The 17,524-nt window shown below is 69.0% G+C and carries 15 protein-coding genes; 2 read left to right on the top strand and 13 right to left on the bottom strand.

Going from position 1 to position 17,524, the window contains the following annotated elements; all coding sequences use genetic code 11:
• On the bottom strand, positions 1-1,506 hold the full coding sequence (locus SAZ01S_RS04350; RefSeq protein WP_084580443.1) for a DUF1800 domain-containing protein: 1,506 nt from the start codon (positions 1,504-1,506) through the stop codon (positions 1-3).
• Positions 1,507-1,746: 240 nt separating this feature from the next.
• On the opposite strand from SAZ01S_RS04350, the gene SAZ01S_RS04345 reads away from it, so the two are divergent.
• Positions 1,747-2,028 (top strand): hypothetical protein, encoded by a 282-nt coding sequence (locus SAZ01S_RS04345; protein ID WP_084580441.1) that lies wholly within the window; start codon positions 1,747-1,749, stop codon positions 2,026-2,028.
• A 90-nt stretch (positions 2,029-2,118) separates the two neighbouring features.
• Here the strand turns inward: SAZ01S_RS04345 and SAZ01S_RS04340 are convergent, their stop codons facing one another.
• Positions 2,119-2,382, bottom strand: a complete 264-nt coding sequence (locus SAZ01S_RS04340) for a hypothetical protein (protein ID WP_139809931.1) — start codon at positions 2,380-2,382, stop codon at positions 2,119-2,121.
• 262 nt (positions 2,383-2,644) lie between these two features.
• On the opposite strand from SAZ01S_RS04340, the gene SAZ01S_RS04335 reads away from it, so the two are divergent.
• Positions 2,645-3,460, top strand: coding sequence for a TorF family putative porin (locus SAZ01S_RS04335; protein ID WP_084580437.1), 816 nt, complete (start codon positions 2,645-2,647; stop codon positions 3,458-3,460).
• A gap of 116 nt (positions 3,461-3,576) precedes the next feature.
• On the opposite strand, the gene SAZ01S_RS04330 is transcribed toward SAZ01S_RS04335, so the two are convergent.
• The 11 genes from SAZ01S_RS04330 to murD form a co-directional block, all read right to left on the bottom strand.
• The gene (locus SAZ01S_RS04330; protein ID WP_084580435.1) at positions 3,577-4,743 is read right to left on the bottom strand and encodes a deoxyguanosinetriphosphate triphosphohydrolase; all 1,167 of its coding nucleotides are present in this window, start codon (positions 4,741-4,743) and stop codon (positions 3,577-3,579) included.
• A 38-nt stretch (positions 4,744-4,781) separates the two neighbouring features.
• A complete protein-coding gene (locus SAZ01S_RS04325; RefSeq protein ID WP_084580433.1) occupies positions 4,782-6,461 on the bottom strand; it encodes an SPOR domain-containing protein in 1,680 nt (559 codons plus the stop codon).
• An 83-nt stretch (positions 6,462-6,544) separates the two neighbouring features.
• Entirely contained in the window at positions 6,545-8,005 is a 1,461-nt protein-coding gene (gene ftsZ / locus SAZ01S_RS04320; RefSeq protein ID WP_084580431.1) for a cell division protein FtsZ, read from the bottom strand.
• A 110-nt stretch (positions 8,006-8,115) separates the two neighbouring features.
• Positions 8,116-9,378 carry a cell division protein FtsA gene (gene ftsA, locus SAZ01S_RS04315; protein WP_084580429.1) on the bottom strand — a complete coding sequence of 421 codons (1,263 nt, stop codon included), beginning with the start codon at positions 9,376-9,378 and terminating at the stop codon, positions 8,116-8,118.
• Positions 9,378-10,346 carry a cell division protein FtsQ/DivIB gene (locus SAZ01S_RS04310; protein ID WP_084580427.1) on the bottom strand — a complete coding sequence of 323 codons (969 nt, stop codon included), beginning with the start codon at positions 10,344-10,346 and terminating at the stop codon, positions 9,378-9,380. The genes ftsA and SAZ01S_RS04310 overlap by 1 nt, the downstream gene beginning before the upstream one ends.
• Positions 10,343-11,281 carry a D-alanine--D-alanine ligase gene (locus SAZ01S_RS04305; RefSeq protein WP_084580425.1) on the bottom strand — a complete coding sequence of 313 codons (939 nt, stop codon included), beginning with the start codon at positions 11,279-11,281 and terminating at the stop codon, positions 10,343-10,345. The genes SAZ01S_RS04310 and SAZ01S_RS04305 overlap by 4 nt, the downstream gene beginning before the upstream one ends.
• A gap of 184 nt (positions 11,282-11,465) precedes the next feature.
• Positions 11,466-12,356: a UDP-N-acetylmuramate dehydrogenase gene (gene murB / locus SAZ01S_RS04300; RefSeq protein ID WP_084580423.1), complete on the bottom strand. Its 891-nt coding sequence runs from the start codon at positions 12,354-12,356 to the stop codon at positions 11,466-11,468.
• A gap of 130 nt (positions 12,357-12,486) precedes the next feature.
• Positions 12,487-13,899, bottom strand: a complete 1,413-nt coding sequence (gene murC / locus SAZ01S_RS04295; RefSeq protein ID WP_084580421.1) for a UDP-N-acetylmuramate--L-alanine ligase — start codon at positions 13,897-13,899, stop codon at positions 12,487-12,489.
• Between the two features lie 12 nt (positions 13,900-13,911).
• Positions 13,912-15,063, bottom strand: coding sequence for an undecaprenyldiphospho-muramoylpentapeptide beta-N-acetylglucosaminyltransferase (gene murG, locus SAZ01S_RS04290; RefSeq protein ID WP_084580419.1), 1,152 nt, complete (start codon positions 15,061-15,063; stop codon positions 13,912-13,914).
• Positions 15,060-16,292: an FtsW/RodA/SpoVE family cell cycle protein gene (locus tag SAZ01S_RS04285; protein ID WP_084580417.1), complete on the bottom strand. Its 1,233-nt coding sequence runs from the start codon at positions 16,290-16,292 to the stop codon at positions 15,060-15,062. Before SAZ01S_RS04285 ends, murG begins: the two co-directional genes overlap by 4 nt.
• A complete protein-coding gene (gene murD, locus SAZ01S_RS04280; RefSeq protein WP_084580415.1) occupies positions 16,289-17,464 on the bottom strand; it encodes a UDP-N-acetylmuramoyl-L-alanine--D-glutamate ligase in 1,176 nt (391 codons plus the stop codon). The genes SAZ01S_RS04285 and murD overlap by 4 nt, the downstream gene beginning before the upstream one ends.
• Positions 17,465-17,524: the final 60 nt, after the last annotated feature.

The following is a 17,524-nucleotide window of genomic DNA, read 5'->3' as shown; positions in this document are numbered from 1 at the left end:
CTATCTCCGCAGGAACTCGGGCGCGACCAGCATGAGCGCGACCCCCTGGCTGTTGCTTTCCGCCCGCGCGATCGCCTGGGCGGTGGCGGGGCTGAGCGCATCGGGGAACATCTCGGCGGCACGAGCACGCGGATCGATCTGGTCGCGAGTGCGCTGCGCCATCCGCTCGGCCGCCTCGACCCGGCGCAGCACCGCGTCCGGCCCGGCCCAGGCGCCGGCGACATCGTCCCAGCCGGCAGGCGAGCCGGGTTTCCATACCGGCTGGCCGAGCTGGTACATGAGGCCGGGTACCGCGTTCGGCTGGAGCTGCTGGGTGCCGACCGCGCGCATCGCCGAGATCGACCATTCCCAGGGCGACTTGAACTTCACCGTGCCCGGCGCCCAGCATTCGGGTGACGCGATCAGCGTGCGATAGAGGCTCGGCAGGTCGCCGCCGGTCTTGACGAAATTGGCCTCCAGTCGCGCGACCAACTTGGGCGGCGGATCGTCCCCGGCGAAATGGCGGGCGAGCTTGGTGGCGATATGCTTCGCGGTGGCGGGATGCGTGGCGAGCGTTTCGAGCACCGCCGTCGCCTGCGCCTCGCCCGGCAGCGTCCATTGCTTGCCAAGGATCGTGCGGGTGCCCGGCTCGTGCATCGCATCGGCGAAGACGAAGTCGCCCGGCCGCCCGGTGGCGCCGGTGAACTTCGCCACCGGGCCGCGGCCGAAGCCGGCGACTGTCCAGCCGGTCAGCGCGCGGGCGAATTCGGTAACGTCCGCCTGACTATAGCCGGTCCGCACGCCGAGGGTGTGCAACTCCATGATCTCGCGGGCGAGATTCTCGTTGAGGCCGAGGTTCCGCCGCACGTTCGGGCGATTGCCCGCGCGCACTGCCAGCGGACTGTTCGGCCCGACCGACACCGCCTGGTCGAGGAACAGCAGCATCGCCGGATGCCGCTCCACCGCGAACAGCATGTCGCGGAAGCTGCCCATCACATGCGGCCGGATCGCCTCGAACTCGAACGCGCCGGCGAGGTTGGTCACCTCCATCTTGTCGCCCGAGACGGCGAAATGGTTGGCCCAGAAATGCACCAGCCGCTCGGCGAACGGCGCCTCGGACTGAATCGCGGCGAGCGCCCGGGCGGTGACCGCACCGTTGTAGAGGTCGCGGCTCGCCTGGCCGAACTGCTTGCGGAGGGCCTCGGCCGGATCGTCGCCGGTCTGCACGATCGGCGGTTGCGCGACGAGCGGCGCCATCGCGCCCGCAGGCCGGGCGGGCACCGCCGTCATCGCCGGCGCCTTTGCGGGCACCGGCATCGCCGCCTTTCGCAGTTGCGCAATCCGCTCGCGATAGTCGACGAACTGGGCGACGAGCGTGCCGCTCGCCGGCTGCCCCGCAAGCGGGGGTGGCGCCGCGACATAGCGATCCAGCTGCTGATCCAGCCAGGCGCGCGAGTCGGGGCCCGGGTCCTCGCCCGGCCTTCCACCCAAGCCGAAGCGATTCAACGCAATACTTGTACTCGCCATCGGTAGAACCTCCGCTGACTGGAGGATCTTGTGCCTGCCAAATGTCGCAGAAATTTGCCAGGCGACAACGGCTCGTCGCATTCGCCAACGCTTCGTCTCACGGATGGACGATTGCGCCCGGTGCAATCATGACCCTCGCGCTTTGCGGTTGTCGAATCTGCTGCAGCGCAACAAATTGCCTATCAAGAACACAAGAAGGATGCCGATCTGGCTCTTTTGGACCCACGAAGGAGAAAGATCGTGACCCGTTTCACCATCGCCCTTGCCGCTACCCTGTTTGCCGCCGCTCCCGCTTTCGCTGCTGACAACGCTGACGCACGCAGCTTCACCCGTGATGGCGTGACCTACACCTACACCTCGACCGTGAAGGGCGACGTGCAGATCCTCGAAGGCGTTGCCAAGCCGGGCAACCAGAATTTCCGCCTCGTCGTGCGCAACGGCTGGGTCGATGGCAACGCCGCCGGCACCCGCGTGTCGTTCCGCGTGCCCAAGGTGACCAAGGTGCAGGTCGCGTCGCGCTAAGCGACGCCCCACCGGCTCCCGGAAAAGATGAACCCCGCGGCCGCCTGGGCGACCGCGGGGTTTTCCGTTCTGGGGGGACGGAACTCGATATTATTCGCTGGCGCCGACCGTGCTGCTGCCGGTTTCCCGGCGGGCCTCTTCGGTCGGGGCCTTGCGGGTGGGCAGATACTGGTGCTTGCCGGCCTGATGATGCGCCTGGGTGGCGGCGGGCTTGTGGTCCTTCATCCGCCAGGTGACGATCTGGCTCTTGCCGGCGGGCATCCAGACCCGCTCATGGGTTTCGTGGAGCGACTGGGCGGCCGCCGGGGCGGCGACCAGCGTCGCCGTAATCAGTGCGATGGTTGCGAGCTTCACGGTGGCGTTCCTCATGGTTGGGAGCATCCTCTCCTGTCCCTCCCATCTACCCACCCGGCGTTGCCCCACACTTGCGCGGCTGTAACGAAAAGTTGCTCTTGCCGCGGCGCTGCGACGAGCAACACTTTCTTACGATTACGCCAAGAACCGGCAATGCTGCGGCGCGAAGATGCCCTATCGGAACGACAGTCCCGTCCTTGAGAACGGGTCGCCGCGCCGGCGCAGGCTGGAACTTTCACTCGCTTCCGAGAGGGAATGTTCCATGAAGATTCGTCTTGCCGCCGCAGCCCTGCTCGGCCTTTCCGCGCCCGCGCATGCGCAGGAAAGCGATCCGCCCAAGCCGGTGACGGTAACCGGCAGCGTGGCGCTGGTTTCCGACTATCGTTTTCGCGGCGTCTCGCAGACCGACAAGCAGATGGCTGTCCAAGGCGGCGTCACCGTCGCGCATGAAAGCGGCGTCTACGCCTCGCTCTGGGGCTCGAACCTGTCCGGCTGGGGCACGTTCGGGGGCGCCAACATGGAGCTGGACGTGGTCGGCGGCTACAAGCTGCCGATCGGCAAGGGCGCAGCGCTCGATGTTGGCGTCACCTGGTACATGTATCCGGGCGGCGCCTCCAAGACCGACTTTGCCGAGCCCTATGTCAAGCTGAGCGGCACCATCGGGCCGGTGTCGGCGCTGGCCGGTGTCGCCTATGCACCGCCGCAGCAGGCGCTCGGCAACTGGAGCAACACACCCGAGAGCAAGGCGGGCGACAAGGAACACAATCTCTATCTGTGGGGCGATGTGAGCACAGCGGTACCGAAGACGCCGATCACTCTCAAGGCGCATCTCGGCTATTCGGACGGCAATCCGGGGCTCGGCCCCAACGGCACCAGCGTCGCGCCGACCGGCAGCTATGCCGACTGGCTGGTGGGCGCGGACCTGGCGCTCGGCAAGCTGGTGCTCGGCGTCGCCTATGTCGACACCAGCATCACCAAGCGCGACAGCGCCTATCTGCAGCCCAATTTCTCGAGCACCAAGGATGGCTCGACCATCGCCGGCAGCCAGGTCGTGTTCTCGGTCAGCGCGGCGTTCTGAGGTAAAGGCACCCCTTCCGCTTGCGGGAGGGGACGGGGGAGGGACTGACGTGGCAGCATCGCTGCGGAGGAGCAGCCCTCCCCTAGCCCCTCCCGCAAGCGGGAGGCGAACGAACATCAGAACCCTTCGGGCAGATCGATCGTGCCGCAGACCTCGCGGTACCGCGCGATGGCGTAGCGGTCGGTCATGCCGGCGATGAAATCGGCGATGTGCCGGCTTCGCCCCGGCTCCTCCGCCGGCAGCGCCTCGCGCCATTCGGGCGGCATCCGCGCCGGATCGTCCGCATAGCCGGCGAACAGCCCGGCAACGACCTGCCGCGCCGCCGCCGCCGCCGCCAACTGGCTCGGATGGTGATAGAGATTGGCGTACATGAAGCGCTTCAGCCCGCGCTCGGCATCGCGCATGTCGGGCGAGAAGCCGGCCAGGCAACGCCCGGCCTGCCGCACCTCGGCCGCCGTTGTGACGCCCGAGTCGGCGATCCGGTGCCGAGTCTCGGCGATGAAGTCATTGACCATCGCGCCGATCTGCGAGCGGATCAGTTCGCCGGTCAGCCGCTTGGCGCTGACGCCGGGGAAGCGCGTCTCGACGTCGCGCCAGGCCTCGGCGATCATCGGCACCGCCATGATCTGGTCGAGCGTCAGCAGCCCCGCGCGCAGGCCGTCATCGATATCGTGATTGTCATACGCGATGTCGTCCGCGATCGCCGCAACCTGCGCCTCGAGCGACGGCCAGCTGTCGAGCTCGAGCGGGAACTCGGCATCCGCGGCGGCGAGCGCCCATTGCGGTTCGTGGATCGGGCCATTGTGCTTGGCCAGCCCCTCCAGCGTGTCCCAGGTCAGGTTCAGCCCGTTCCACGAGGGATAGGGGCTGTCGAGCTGGGTCAGCGTGCGTAGCGTGTGGCCATTATGGTCGAACCCACCCTTCCCCGCCAGCGCCGCCTCCAGCGCATCCTCGCCGGCATGGCCGAACGGCGGATGGCCGATATCATGCGCGAGGCACAGCGCCTCGGTGAGATCCTCGTTCAGCCCCAGCGCGCGGGCGATGGCGCGGCCGATCTGCGCCACCTCGAGGCTATGGGTGAGCCGCACGCGGAAATGGTCGCCATCGGGGGCGAGGAACACCTGCGTCTTGTGGCGCAGGCGGCGGAAGCTGATCGAATGGATGATCCGGTCGCGGTCGCGCTGGAAGGCGTCGCGCGGGCCCCGCGCGCCGCCGCCGGCTTCGGGATGGAGGCGCCCGCGCGTCTGGCCGGGCATACAGGCCCAGGAGGAAAGCTGTTTCACCCGCGCGCCCTAGCCCAGCCGGACGGCCTTGCGAAGGGTCAAGGCGCGATCTTGCTGACCTTCTGCCCCGCTTCGCTGGTGACGACGAATGCCGAGACGCCCTCCCCCGCCAGCTTGTTGACGAAGGCCTGCGCCTCGCCGCTGGTCTTGAACGGACCGGTGACGATGCGGTTGGTCGCCTTGAACGGCATCCACCAGCCGCCATGCGCCTTGAACAGCTTCGGCGCCTTGGCCGAGACGCCCTTCCACGCACGATCGACGGTGGACTCGTTGGCCCCGCTGGCCACCTGCACCCAGACGCGCTCGGGCTCGGTCTTTTTCGGGTCGGGCTTTTTCGGCTCTGGCTTCTTGCCCTTGGTCGGCTTGGCCTCGTCCGCCGCGTCGCCCTTGCGCGGATCCCCTTTCTTGGCACCCGGCCGAGGCGCCTTGGCGTCCGGCTCCAAGTCCTCGGCCTTGGCGCCGCGCCGCGGGGCGGGCTTTACGGGCTTGGCGTCTTCCTCCTCGACCACCGGCGCCCGCTTCGGCTCGGGGTTGGGGCGTACGGTGACGACCGGTTTGGGGGCTGCGGGCGCCACCGTCGGCGGCAACACGACCGGACGACTCGCCGCGGCGCGCTCGCTCTCCGGCACCGCGATATGGGCGATGATCGAGGCGAGCGCCGAATCCTCGGCACCGACGCGGCGGGGCTGCGGCTGCGGTGCCGGTTGTACGGGCGTGGGTTGCGGCATCGGCACCGGTGTCGGTGCGGGCGTCGGCTGGGCCACGACCGAACGGGCGGGCGGCGCCACGTCGGCCTTGGCAACCTGCACCGGGACGGTTCGCGATGTCGAGCTCGCCCGGCGGCCGCGCGGGTCCGCGCGCTGCGGTGCAGTCACCGCGGTGGCGGGCTGCACCTGGGCGATCTGCACCGGCGCCGGGCCGGTATAGGCCGGCAGCGACGGCGCCATCCGGGCATCCGCCAGCCGTGCTTGTGTCGGCGAGAGCTCGCCGAAATGGACCGCAAAGGCGCGGTCCGCCGGTCCCAGCGTCGCGATCCGCCGGAAGAACGGCAGCAAATTCTTGCCCGCCGCCCCCGGCAGCACCGTCGCGGCGATCTTCTCGGCGCCCGCCACGTCCCCGTTCATCGCCAGGACGAAGGCGCGCGCCCGCCATGCCGCGCGATCCTGCGCCCGCAGCAGCGCATCGAGCTCGCGTTCCGCCTCCGCGCGATTGCCGCTGATGCCGAGCGACAGCGCATAGCGCCGCACCACCTCGTCCTCGCGCCGCGTCGCCAAGGCCAGCTTGTAGTCGCGCTGGGCAAGCAGCGGCTGGCCGAGCAGGTCATAGGCAAAGCCGCGGTCGGCGGCGAACTCGCGCACATCCACGCCCTGCTGCTCGGCCCGCTGGAAAAGCCGCAGCGCCTCGCCCGGCCGCTCCTGCCGCACCAGCACGGCGGCGCGGTTGCTGGCGATGCGCGGGTTGGTCGCCTCGATGCTTTCCGCCCGCTGGAGCAGCGCCAGCGCGCCCGAGAGATCGCCCAATCGGGTACTCAGCCGCGCCGCGGCAAGCAGCGCCTCGACGTCACGCGGGTTCTCGGCGAGCACGCGCATCTGCGTGGCGAGCGCGTCGGCATCGGGGTTGTGCGCCTGGACGATCTCGTTCTGCGCGAGCACCGGCGACGCACCCAGGAGCAGCGCCGACGCCAGCGCGCCGATGCCGAGATGTTTCTTGCTGATCATGTTGGGATAACCGCTAGCGGCGCGGCGCTGAACCGCCGCTGACCTGGGCGGGGTGGCCCGGCGAACCGTGCCACCCCCGCGCCTTACTGGTTGTTCTGGCTACGCAGGAACCGCGGGATGTCCAGCGGATCCTTGTCCTCTTCCTCGGTCGCCTTGGCGCCGCGCGAGGCCGAGGCCATCCGCTCGAACAGCGTGCCGCCGGTCTTCGGGCGCGGCCGGCTATCGGCATCGTCGCCGGTCAGCCAGCGACGGCGGCCAGCAGGGGCCTCTGCCGCGGGGGCCGGTGCCGGAGCAGGCGTGGGCGCCGGGGCCGGGACCATCGCGTCGACGCCGAGCAGCAATTCGTCCGAAGCCGGCGCCGGCGGCGTTGGCTCGGGTGCAGGGGCCGTGGCGACCGGCTCGGGGGCCGGCGCAGGCGCTTCCTCGGCGACCGGCGGCGGCGCCACCGGCTCCGGCGCAGCGGCGACCGGCGCAGGTGCTGCGACCGGCTCCGGCGCAGCCGCGGCCGTGGTGCGGCGCGGAGTCGAGAAGGAGAAGACGCGCGGCTGCTCGGCCGGTGCGGCCGGGCGGTTCTCGACATTCGCGTCGATGCCGGTGGCGACCACCGACACGCGGATGCGGCCTTCCAGCTCCGGGTTGAACGCCGAGCCCCAGATGATGTTCGCGTCCGGATCGACCAGCTCGCGGATATGGTTGGCGGCCTCGTCGACCTCGAGCAGGCGCATGTCCTCGCCGCCGGTGATCGAGACGATCACACCCTTGGCGCCGTTCATCGAAACGCCGTCGAGCAGCGGGTTGGCGATCGCCTTCTGGGCGGCGATCAGCGCGCGGTCGTCGCCGTCCGCCTCGCCGGTGCCCATCATCGCCTTGCCCATCTCCTGCATCACCGAACGCACGTCAGCGAAGTCGAGGTTGATCAGGCCGGGCATCACCATCAGGTCGGTGATGCCGCGCACGCCCTGCTGCAGCACCTCGTCGGCCATCTCGAACGCTTCCTTGAAGGTCGTGTTCGCATTGGCGATGAGGAAGAGGTTCTGGTTGGGGATGACGATCAGCGTATCGACATACTTCTGCAGTTCCTCGATGCCCGCCTCGGCCGATTGCGCGCGGCGCTTGCCTTCGAAGGCGAACGGCTTGGTGACGACGCCCACGGTCAGGATGCCCATGTCGCGCGCCGCCTTGGCGATCACCGGCGCCGCACCGGTGCCGGTGCCGCCACCCATGCCGGCGGCGATGAAGCACATATGCGCGCCTTCGAGCGACTGCTGGACCTGCTCGATCGTCTCTTCCGCGGCCGCACGGCCGATCTCGGGCCGCGAGCCGGCGCCCAGGCCCTGCGTGATCTTGGCGCCCAGCTGGATCCGCTGCGACGCGACCGACTGCTTCAGCGCCTGCGCATCGGTGTTGGCGACCAGGAACTCGACGCCCTGCACCTCGGCGCGGATCATGTTGGCGATGGCATTGCCGCCAGCGCCGCCAACCCCGATCACCGCGATCTTCGGCGTCAGCTCGTCCACGTCGGGGGGAAGGAAATCGATACTCATTCTATGGTCTCCTGTGGCAGCGCATCGGCGACGCTGCACAACCTGAAATTCTTTTCTGCACGAACCGGGGCGATGACTCTAGCCACTAACACCCCGCCAGACGCTTTTCCTTAATAATTCGCCCGGAACGCCGCGATCAATCGCTGGAACAGCGCGCCCGGGCTCGCCCGCGTGACCATCTGGTGGCGGCTCGGCTCCAGCGTGCGAAGGTCGATCGGATCGGCCGCGGCGAACTGGGTGAGTCCCGCCAGCGTCGAGAAGGCAGGCCCGGCATGCGCGTTGGGCATGGCGAGCAGCCCGCGCGGACGCCCGACGCGCACGGCATTGCCCAGCGCCTGCTGGGCATAGTCGGCGATCCCCGCCAGCTCGGCGCCGCCGCCGGTCAGGACGATCTGGCGGCCCACCGGCTCCTGGAAATTGAGCTTCTTCAGCTCCTTCTGGATTTCGGCGACCAGCCGCTCGAGCCGCTGGCGGATCACGGTGTTGAGCGCCGCCTTGGTGATGCGCGGCCCCTCCACGCCCTCCTCGGTCGTCGCCGGCACGACATCGATCGTCTCGCGATTGTCGCGCGGAGAGAGGTTGGCCGAGCCGTGGAAGCACTTGGTACGCTCGGCCCAGGCGCGCGCGGTGCCGAAGGCGGCGGCGATGTCGTCGGTGATGTCGGCCGAGCCCATCGGGATCGAGGCCAAGCCGGCCAGCACGCCCTGCGCGAACACCGAGACGTTGGTCACCCCCGCGCCGATCTCGACCAGCGCGACGCCCAGCTCGCGCTCTTCCTCGGTGAGGCAGGCAAGGCCGGTGGCGACGGGTGCGGCGATGATCGAGCGGACCTCGAGATGCGCCGAACGCACGCACAGATCGAGATTGCGGACCGGCGAGCCTTCGGTGGTGACGACATGCACGTCGACGCCGAGCCGATCGGCATGCAGCCCCAGCGGCCGCTTGACGCCGCCCAGCCCGTCCACCGTGTAGCGGGTCGGCTGCGCGTGGAGCACCATCCGTCCCTGCGGGTCGATCGCGCCGCGCCCGGCCTTGAGCAGATCGTCGATATCGGCCTGCTCGACGCGGTGGCCGCCCAGATCCGCCTCGACCTTGACGACGCTGGAAACCAGCCCGCCCGCCGAGAAGCTGACCCACACATCCTCGATGTTGAACCCGGCGATGCGTTCGGCCTGCTCCACCGCCTCGCGGATCGCAATCTCGGTCGCGTGCATGTCGGCGACATAGCCGCGCTTCACGCCCCGGCTCTCGCGCTGGCCGGTGCCGAGCACGATCAGATTGCCCTCGTCGGTCCGCTGCGCGATCAGCGCCGAAACCTTCGACGATCCCACGTCGAGCGCGGTGACGAGCCCTTCAGGTGCACCCTTCGCCATCAGCCTTCCCCCTTGCCGGTGCCCGCCGGCGGCGTCGTCGTCGTTGTTGCTGGCAGCGGCGTTGCCGTCGGCACCGGGGCTACCGGCGGCGGCGGCTCGATCACGCCCTGCCGACGCACAACCAACTTGTTTGCGTCGCGCATGTCAAATCCGACATAACCCCGACCGAGCAGCCGCTGCGTGCCGTCGATCGCGACGAACTTCTTGAGCGCGGCGATCGCCTCGTCGTCGCCCTCGGGCAGCTGCAGCTTCTCGCCGGAGGTGAAGAAGATATCCCAGCGGCGATTGCCTACCCAGCTCGTGGCCTTGACCAGCGGCTTGAGGCCCGGCTGCGTTTCCAGCAGATGCTTGCGCGCCGCCTCCTGGGCGTTGGCGCCCTCGCCGATCAGCAGCGGAAGGTCCGGCATCGCCTCGGGCGAGACCGGCTCCAGCGGCACGCCCGAGGCGTCGATCAGCATCAGCTGGCCGTGATTCTGCCAGATCGCCGCCGGTGTCCGCTCCTCGATCGCGATGTGCAGCGTCGACGGCAGGCGCCGCGAGACGCGCGCGTCCTTCACCCAGGGGAATTTGAGCAGCCGCTGCCGCACGTCTTCCAGGTTGACCAGCGGCATCGCGCGCGAATCCTGGTCGAGCACCTGCTCATAGACGGTGGCGCGGTCCATCCGCTTCAAACCGTCGATCTGGATCTCGTCGACCTTGAGACCGGCATCGCCCACCGCCTGCGCGACGCCGACGCCGATCATCTGCGGTACGCCGGCCAGGACGCCGATGGTCAGCACCACCGCGCCGACCGCACCGACGATGCTCCACGTCACGATTTTGTGCAGCGTCTCGGGGCTCAGCGGGATGCCCGCGATCGCCTGGTCGAGCACGCCCGCCCGCTGCGGCCGGCGCGCGGTGCCGCGCGGCTTCGGCTTGTCGCCGCGCCGGGTGGTCGCGCGCTGCGCTTGGGCGGGCCTGCGGCTCACAATGCCTCCTCGACGATCCGTTGCACCAGGCTAGCATAGTCGATGCCCAGATGGCGCGCCTGTTCGGGCACCAGGCTGAGCGGGGTCATGCCGGGCTGGGTGTTGACCTCGAGCAGGAACAGCCCGTCGACGCCCTGCGTGTCGTCCCAGCGGAAATCGGCGCGCGAGGCGCCCTTGCAGCCGAGCAGCCGGTGCGCATCGAGCGCGATCCGCTTGCACGCCTCGGCGACGTCGTCCGGGATCTGCGCCGGGAAGACGTGTTCGGTCAGGCCGTCGGTGTACTTGGCGTCATAGTCGTAGAAGCCGTTCTTGGGCTTGAGCTCGGTCACGCCCAGCGCCTGGTCGCCCAGCACGGCGGTGGTCAGCTCGCGGCCTCGGATGAACGGCTCGGCGAGCAATTCCTCGAACTCCTGCCAGGGCCCGCGGGCATCGGGGTGGATCGGGTTGCCGACGTTGCTTTCAGCGGTGACGATCGCCACGCCCACCGACGAGCCTTCGTTGACCGGCTTCAACACATAGGGCCGCGGCAGCGGGTCCTGCCGGTACAGCTCCTCGCGTGACACCATGCGACCGCCGGGCATGGGAATGCCGTGCGGCACCAGCGCCTGCTTGGTCAGCTGCTTGTCGATCGCGATCACCGAGGTGACCATGCCCGAGTGGGTATAGCGGATGCCCATCAGGTCGAGCATGCCCTGCACGCTGCCATCCTCGCCCGGCGTGCCGTGCAGGGCGTTGAACACGACGTCAGGCTTGGCCTCGGCGAGCTTGGCCGCGACGCCGCGGTCCATGTCGATCCGGGTAACGCGGTGGCCGAGGCTCTCCAGCGCATCGGCGACGCCATTGCCCGACATCAGCGACACGTCACGCTCGGCCGACCAGCCGCCCATCAGCACGGCGATGTGGAGGGGGCTCACCACCGGGCGCCTCCCATACATTCCTCCCCGGTACGGGGAGGGGGACCATCGCCGAAGGCGATGGTGGAGGGGCCGCACCGAAGGTGCGGAAGACGGCGAGTGCAGGCCATACCGCCGCTGAAGCGGCGGCCCCTCCACCACGCGGCGGCGCCGCGCGGTCCCCCTCCCCGTTCCGGGGAGGAATGAGAGTAATCAACCCAAGAACTCACTTCGCCACTCCCACGCGCTGAATCTCCCACTCCAGTTCCACGCCGGACCGCGCCTTGACCCGCGCGCGGACGTCCTCGCCCAGCGCCTCGATGTCGGCGCTGGTCGCTTCCCCTAAGTTGAGGAGGAAGTTGCAATGCTTCTCGCTGACCTGCGCGTCGCCGCGGCGCAGGCCCCGGCAGCCGGCCGCATCGACCAGCGCCCAGGCCTTGTGGCCCTCCGGGTTCTTGAAGGTCGAGCCACCGGTCTTCGAGCGCAGCGGCTGCGATTCCTCGCGCGCGGCGGCGATGCGGTCCATCTCTGCCTGGATCTCCTCCGAAGGCTTGGGGACGCCGCGGAAGGTGGCGCTGACTACGATGGCACCTTCGGGCAGATTGCTGTGGCGATAGGTATAGCCGAGATCGGCATTGGCCAGCACGCGGCGCTCGCCCGAACGGAGCACGACCTCGCATTCGACCAGGATGTCGCAGGTCTCGCGGCCATAGGCGCCGCCGTTCATCCGCACGAACCCGCCGACGGTGCCGGGGATCGAGCGCAGGAACTCGATACCGCCGATGCCCCAGTCGCGCGCTTTGGAGGAAACGAGGATGCCCGAGGACCCGCCGCCGCAGCGCAGGGTCGTGCCGTCGAGCTGCTCGACCGCGGCGAAGGCCTTGCCGAGACGGATGACCACACCGGGCACGCCGCCGTCGCGCACGATCATGTTTGAGCCAAGGCCGAGGCCCATCACCGGGGTGGCGGGGTCGAGCGCGGCGAGGAAGGCGGCGAGGTCGTCGGCATCGGCGGGCTCGAACAACCACTCCGCCGCGCCGCCGCTTTTGAACCACACGAGCGGTGCAAGCGGGGCGTTCGGCGTGAGCTTGCCGCGAGCCTGAAGCAAGTTCGACATTATAGCCCCTCCCCTTCAGGGGAGGGGTTGGGGGTGGGGCATGACAGCGAGGCGAGTCCCCCGCTCAAGGCGGAGTCCCCCACCCCAACCCCTCCCCTGAAAGGGAGGGGCTTAAGAAGAACCGCCAAGCTCACGCATCCCCCCGCGCAGCCGCGATCGCCGGCGCAAGACCCGCCGCCCATTTAGTGATGTCGCCCGCGCCCAGGCACACCACCATGTCGCCCTCGCGCACCACGCCGCCCAGCGCATGCGCCAGCGCCGTCGCATCCGTTACCGAAGCCACCGCCCGGTGCCCGCGACGGGATACGTTCTCGACCAGCGCATCGGCATGGACGCCCTCGATCGGCGCCTCGCCCGCCGGATAGACGGGGGCCACATACACCATGTCCGCGTCGTTGAACGCCTGCGCGAACTCGTCCATCAGGTTGCCCAGCCGCGAATAACGGTGCGGCTGTACCACAGCAATCACCCTGCCGCGGGTGCTCTCGCGCGCCGCCGCCAGCACCGCGCGGATTTCCACCGGGTGGTGCCCGTAATCGTCGATGATCGCCGCCCCCGCGACTTCGCCCACCTTGGTGAAGCGCCGCTTGACCCCGCCGAACTTGGCGAAGCCCTGCTGGATCGTCGCATCGGGAATGCCGAGCTCCAGCGCCACGCCGATCGCCGCCAGCGCATTCTGGACATTGTGGCGGCCGGGCATCGGCAGCTCGATATTCTCGATCGAACGCGTCGTCCCGTCGCGGTGGCGGATGATCGCCTCGAAGCGGTTACCTCCGGCATGCGGCGTCACGTTCACCCCGCGCACATCGGCGCTGGCGGCAAAGCCATAGGTGACGATCCGCCGATCACGAACGCGCGGGATCAGCGCCTGCACTTCCGGGTGATCGAGGCACAGCAGCGCCGCGCCGTAGAAAGGCACATTCTCGACGAACTCGACGAACGCCGCCTTCACCTTCTCGAACGAGCCGTAATGGTCGAGATGCTCGGGATCGATGTTGGTGACGATCGCATAGGTGCCGTCGAGCCGCAGGAAGCTGCCGTCGCTCTCATCGGCCTCGACCACCATCCAGTCGCTGTCGCCCAATCTCGCATTGGAGCCGTACTGGTTGATGATCCCGCCGTTGATCACGGTCGGGTCCACCCCGCCCGCATCGAGCAGCGCGGCGACCATCGAGGTCGTCGTCGTCTTGCCGTGGGTGCCCGCCACCGCGATGGTGGACTTGAGCCGCATCAGCTCGGCGAGCATCTCGGCGCGGCGCACCACGGGGATGCGGTTCTGATAGGCGGCTTCCACCTCGGGGTTGGTCCGCACGATCGCGGTGGAGACCACCACCACCGCCGCCTCGCCCAGATTCTCGGCGGCATGGCCGATCGTAACGGGAATCCCCCGGTCGCGCAGACCCTGCACGACATAGGAATCCGCCACGTCCGAGCCCTGCACCTTGTAGCCGAGATTGTGCATCACCTCGGCAATGCCCGACATGCCGATGCCGCCGATGCCGACGAAGTGAATGGTACCGATGTCGGTGGCGACGCCTTTCATGCGCCCAGATCCTTACGCAAAAGCTGGCCTTCCGTTGTTTGCCTTCTGCACCTTGCCCACCGGGGCCTTGGGTGCGTGGATCGATTCGACGAGGTCCGCCAGGTCGCGCACCGCATCGGGGCGGCCAACACCGCGCGCACGCGCCGCCGCATTCTCCAGCGCCTTGGTGTCGAGCCCCAGCTTCTGCATCTGCTTGGCGAGTTCCTGCGCGGTGAAGGCGCGCTGCGGGATCGTCCGCGCGCCGCCCGCCTCGGTGATCTCGCGGGCGTTCGCCGTCTGGTGATCGTCGGTAGCGCTGGGCAGCGGCACCAGGATCGCAGGACGTCCGGCGGCAGTCAGCTCGGCGATGGTCGAGGCCCCTGCCCGTGCGATCACCAGATGCGCCCAGGCGAGCCGTTCGGGCATGTCGGGCAGATAGGTCGCGACCTCGGCGGGGATCTCGTGCTCCTGATATTTGGCGCGAACCATCTCGATGTCCTCGATGCGCGCCTGGTGGGTCACCTGCAGCCGCCGGCGGAAATGCACCGGCAGCAGCGCGAGCCCGTCGGGCACCACCTGGCTGAGGATCGACGCGCCCTGGCTGCCGCCGGTGACCAGCACGCGGAACAACCCGTCTTCCTCGAGCATCGGATAGGGCTTGGCGCGCAGTGCCAGCACCGCTTCGCGCACCGGATTGCCGGTAAGGTGGGTCTTGACCTCCCAGTCGGGCTTCATCCGCTCGACCTGCGCATAGGAGGTCGCGATCGCCGCTACCCGCCCCGCGACCAGCCGGTTGACCCGACCCAGCACCGCATTCTGCTCGTGGATCACGGTGGGAATGCGCGCGCTGAATGCCGCCAGCAGCGACGGGAACGCGGGATAGCCGCCAAAGCCGATCACCGCGGCGGGGCGCAGCTGCTTGTAGAGCTTGCGCGCCATTGCCCGCCCGGCCATCATCTGCCGCGCCGCCTTGAGATAGCCGATCGGCCCGCCGCCCAGCCGCCCGGCGGGCAGCACATGCGTCTCGACGCCTTCGAACAGCCCGGGAAAGCGCACGCCGCGCTCGTCGCTGACCAGCGCCACCTGATGCCCGCGCCGTGCGAGCTCCACCGCCAGCGCGGCCGCGGGCACCATGTGCCCGCCGGTGCCACCGGCGGCGAGGACGTAACTACGGCGTTCGGTCATGCGGCTTTGCTCCAGCGGCCGGTATAGGGAGACCGCTTCAGATACGGGTTTCGGCGCGTGAAAGCGAGCAGCAGCCCATAGCCGATCGACAGCGCGATCATCGACGAGCCGCCATAGCTGATGAACGGCAGCGTCATGCCCTTCGATGGCGCGATGCCGGTGTTCACCGCCATGTTGATCAGCGCCTGCACGCCGAACTGCGAGGCGAGCCCGGCAGCCGCGAGAAGGCGGAACGGATCCTCCTCGTCGAGCAGCTTCATCAGCACGCGGACGACGATCGCGAGGTAGAGCAGGACGATCACCGCGCAGGCGATCAGCCCGAACTCCTCGCCGATCACCGAGAAGATATAGTCGGTGTGCGCCTCGGGCAGGCGGAACTTGATCTGGCCGCTGCCCGGCCCGGCGCCGAACAACCCGCCGGCGCTCAGCGTATCGTGCGCCATCTCGACCTGATAGCGATCGGCAAGCGCCGCTTCCTTGGTCGGGAACAGGAAATTGTCGATGCGGGTGCGCGCGGTGCCGTAGAACAGGTACGCCGCGACGACGCCGCCGATCGCCACCCCGCCCAGCGCGGCGATCGCGGCGGGCGAGATGCCGGACAGCATCAGCAGAATCACCCATACGGTGGAGAACAGGATGGTCTGGCCGAAATCCGGCTGGAGCATCAGCAATACCGCGATCAGCGCGGTCAGCGCGCCGGTCACCACCATCACCGGCAGTTCGGGATCCTTGGCGCGGAACGACAGGATCCAGGCGGTCGAGACGATGAACATGGGCTTGAGGAATTCGGACGGCTGCAGGTCCGAAATGCCGAGGCTGATCCAGCGCTTGGCGCCGTTCACCTCATGCCCGATGATCGGCAGCAGCATCATCAGGCCGAGGAACACCACCGCGCCGGCCAGCGACAGCCGCCGCGCCGCCGAGGTCGGCAGCATCGAGACGATGATCAGCACCGGCACGCAGATGCACACCCACATCAGCTGCCGCCAGAAATAATACATCGGCGGCACGATATGCGCCGCATCCGAATAGCGCCGCGCGGTGGCGGGCGAGGCGGCGGCGACCGCCACCAGCCCGATCGCGATCAGGAACAGCGGCAGGAACAGGAGCACGCGGTCCACTTCCCAGAACCACATGCCCGCGCGGGACTTGCTGGCGCGGCTCAACTGGTTGGAGATGCGCGGTAGGCCGCCCTTGTTCTCGTCCGCGTCTCCCGGCTGGCGGCTCACCCGAGCGCCTCCACCGCGGCACGAAAGGCATCGCCGCGTGCCTCGAAGTCACGGAACTGGTCGAACGAGGCGCAGGCCGGGGAGAGCAGCACGGCGTCGCCTGGCTCAGCATGGGCGGCGGCGGCGCGGACGGCGGCGTCCAGCGTGCCGGCCTGCTCGACGGGCATCTCGCCCTCTAGCAGGCCAGCGAACAGCGGCCCCGCCTCGCCGATCGTATAGGCGCGCACGACATGGCCGAAGCCGGGACGGCAGGCCTCCAGGCTGTCGGTCTTGGCGACGCCACCGAGGATCCAGTGGATGCGCGGGAACGCCGCGAGCGCGGGCGCCGTGGATTCCGGGTTGGTGGCCTTGCTGTCGTTGACGAACAGCACGCCGTTCCGCGTCGCGATCCGCTCCATCCGGTGTGGCAGGCCGGGGAAGGTCTCCAGCCCCTGGTCGATCACGGCGCGGTCGATGCCGAGCGCCTCGCAGGCGGCGATCGCGGCAAGCGCGTTCTGTGCGTTGTGCGGCCCCTGGAGGGCCGGCCAGCGCGACTGGTCCATGCACACGCCCGGCGCGATCTTAGTCACGTCCTCGGCGCGGTCGAACAGCGCGAATTGCCGGGCGATGGCGACCGAGGCGGCGTCGCCAATGCCGATCACGGCGGCATGGCCCTTGGACTGCATCGCGAACAGCCGCGCCTTGGACGCGGCATAGCCCTCGAACCCGTCATAGCGGTCGAGATGGTCGGGCGTGATGTTGAGCAGCACCGCGACGTCGCAGTCGAGGCTGTGGGTCAGGTCGATCTGGTAGCTCGACAGCTCCAGCACATAGACGCCGCCCGCGGGGAGCGGGTCCTGCCCCAGGATCGGCAGGCCGATATTGCCGCCAAGCCTGGCCGGGATGCCCGCGGTCTCGATGATGTGGTGGATCAGCGCGGTGGTGGTCGACTTGCCGTTGGTGCCGGTGATGCCGACCACGCGATGCGACGGCAGATCGGCGCGCGCCTGCGCGAACAGCTCGATGTCACCGATCAGCGGCACGCCCGCCGCGCGCGCATGCGGCGCGATCGGGTGGCGGTTGAGTGGCACGCCGGGGGAGACGACCATGCCGGCATAGCCGGTGAGATCGGATTCGAGGGGATCGCCTATCTTAAGCCCCTCCCCTTCAGGGGAGGGGTTGGGGTGGGGCATGGCCGATCCGGGCGCCGGATCGCTGGTGGAGAGTCCCCCCCCCCCCCCCCCCCCCCCCCC

This window comes from Sphingomonas azotifigens NBRC 15497, from assembly GCF_002091475.1.
Taxonomy (GTDB): Bacteria; Pseudomonadota; Alphaproteobacteria; order Sphingomonadales; family Sphingomonadaceae; genus Sphingomonas; species Sphingomonas azotifigens.
The sequence above is the reverse complement of the archived record's forward strand: the minus strand, read 5'-3'. Positions and strand labels throughout refer to the sequence as shown.

Bases quoted from the DNA above. Each gene is read 5' to 3' on its own strand.
- SAZ01S_RS04350 (WP_084580443.1), bottom strand. From the start codon at position 1,506: ATGGCGAGTACAAGTATTGCGTTGAATCGCTTCGGCTTGGGTGGAAGG.
- SAZ01S_RS04335 (WP_084580437.1), top strand. From the start codon at position 2,645: ATGAAGATTCGTCTTGCCGCCGCAGCCCTGCTCGGCCTTTCCGCGCCC.
- SAZ01S_RS04325 (WP_084580433.1), bottom strand. From the start codon at position 6,461: ATGATCAGCAAGAAACATCTCGGCATCGGCGCGCTGGCGTCGGCGCTG.
- ftsZ (WP_084580431.1), bottom strand. From the start codon at position 8,005: ATGAGTATCGATTTCCTTCCCCCCGACGTGGACGAGCTGACGCCGAAG.
- ftsA (WP_084580429.1), bottom strand. From the start codon at position 9,378: ATGGCGAAGGGTGCACCTGAAGGGCTCGTCACCGCGCTCGACGTGGGA.
- SAZ01S_RS04305 (WP_084580425.1), bottom strand. From the start codon at position 11,281: ATGTATGGGAGGCGCCCGGTGGTGAGCCCCCTCCACATCGCCGTGCTG.
- murB (WP_084580423.1), bottom strand. From the start codon at position 12,356: ATGTCGAACTTGCTTCAGGCTCGCGGCAAGCTCACGCCGAACGCCCCG.
- murC (WP_084580421.1), bottom strand. From the start codon at position 13,899: ATGAAAGGCGTCGCCACCGACATCGGTACCATTCACTTCGTCGGCATC.
- murG (WP_084580419.1), bottom strand. From the start codon at position 15,063: ATGACCGAACGCCGTAGTTACGTCCTCGCCGCCGGTGGCACCGGCGGG.
- murD (WP_084580415.1), bottom strand. From the start codon at position 17,464: ATGCCCCACCCCAACCCCTCCCCTGAAGGGGAGGGGCTTAAGATAGGC.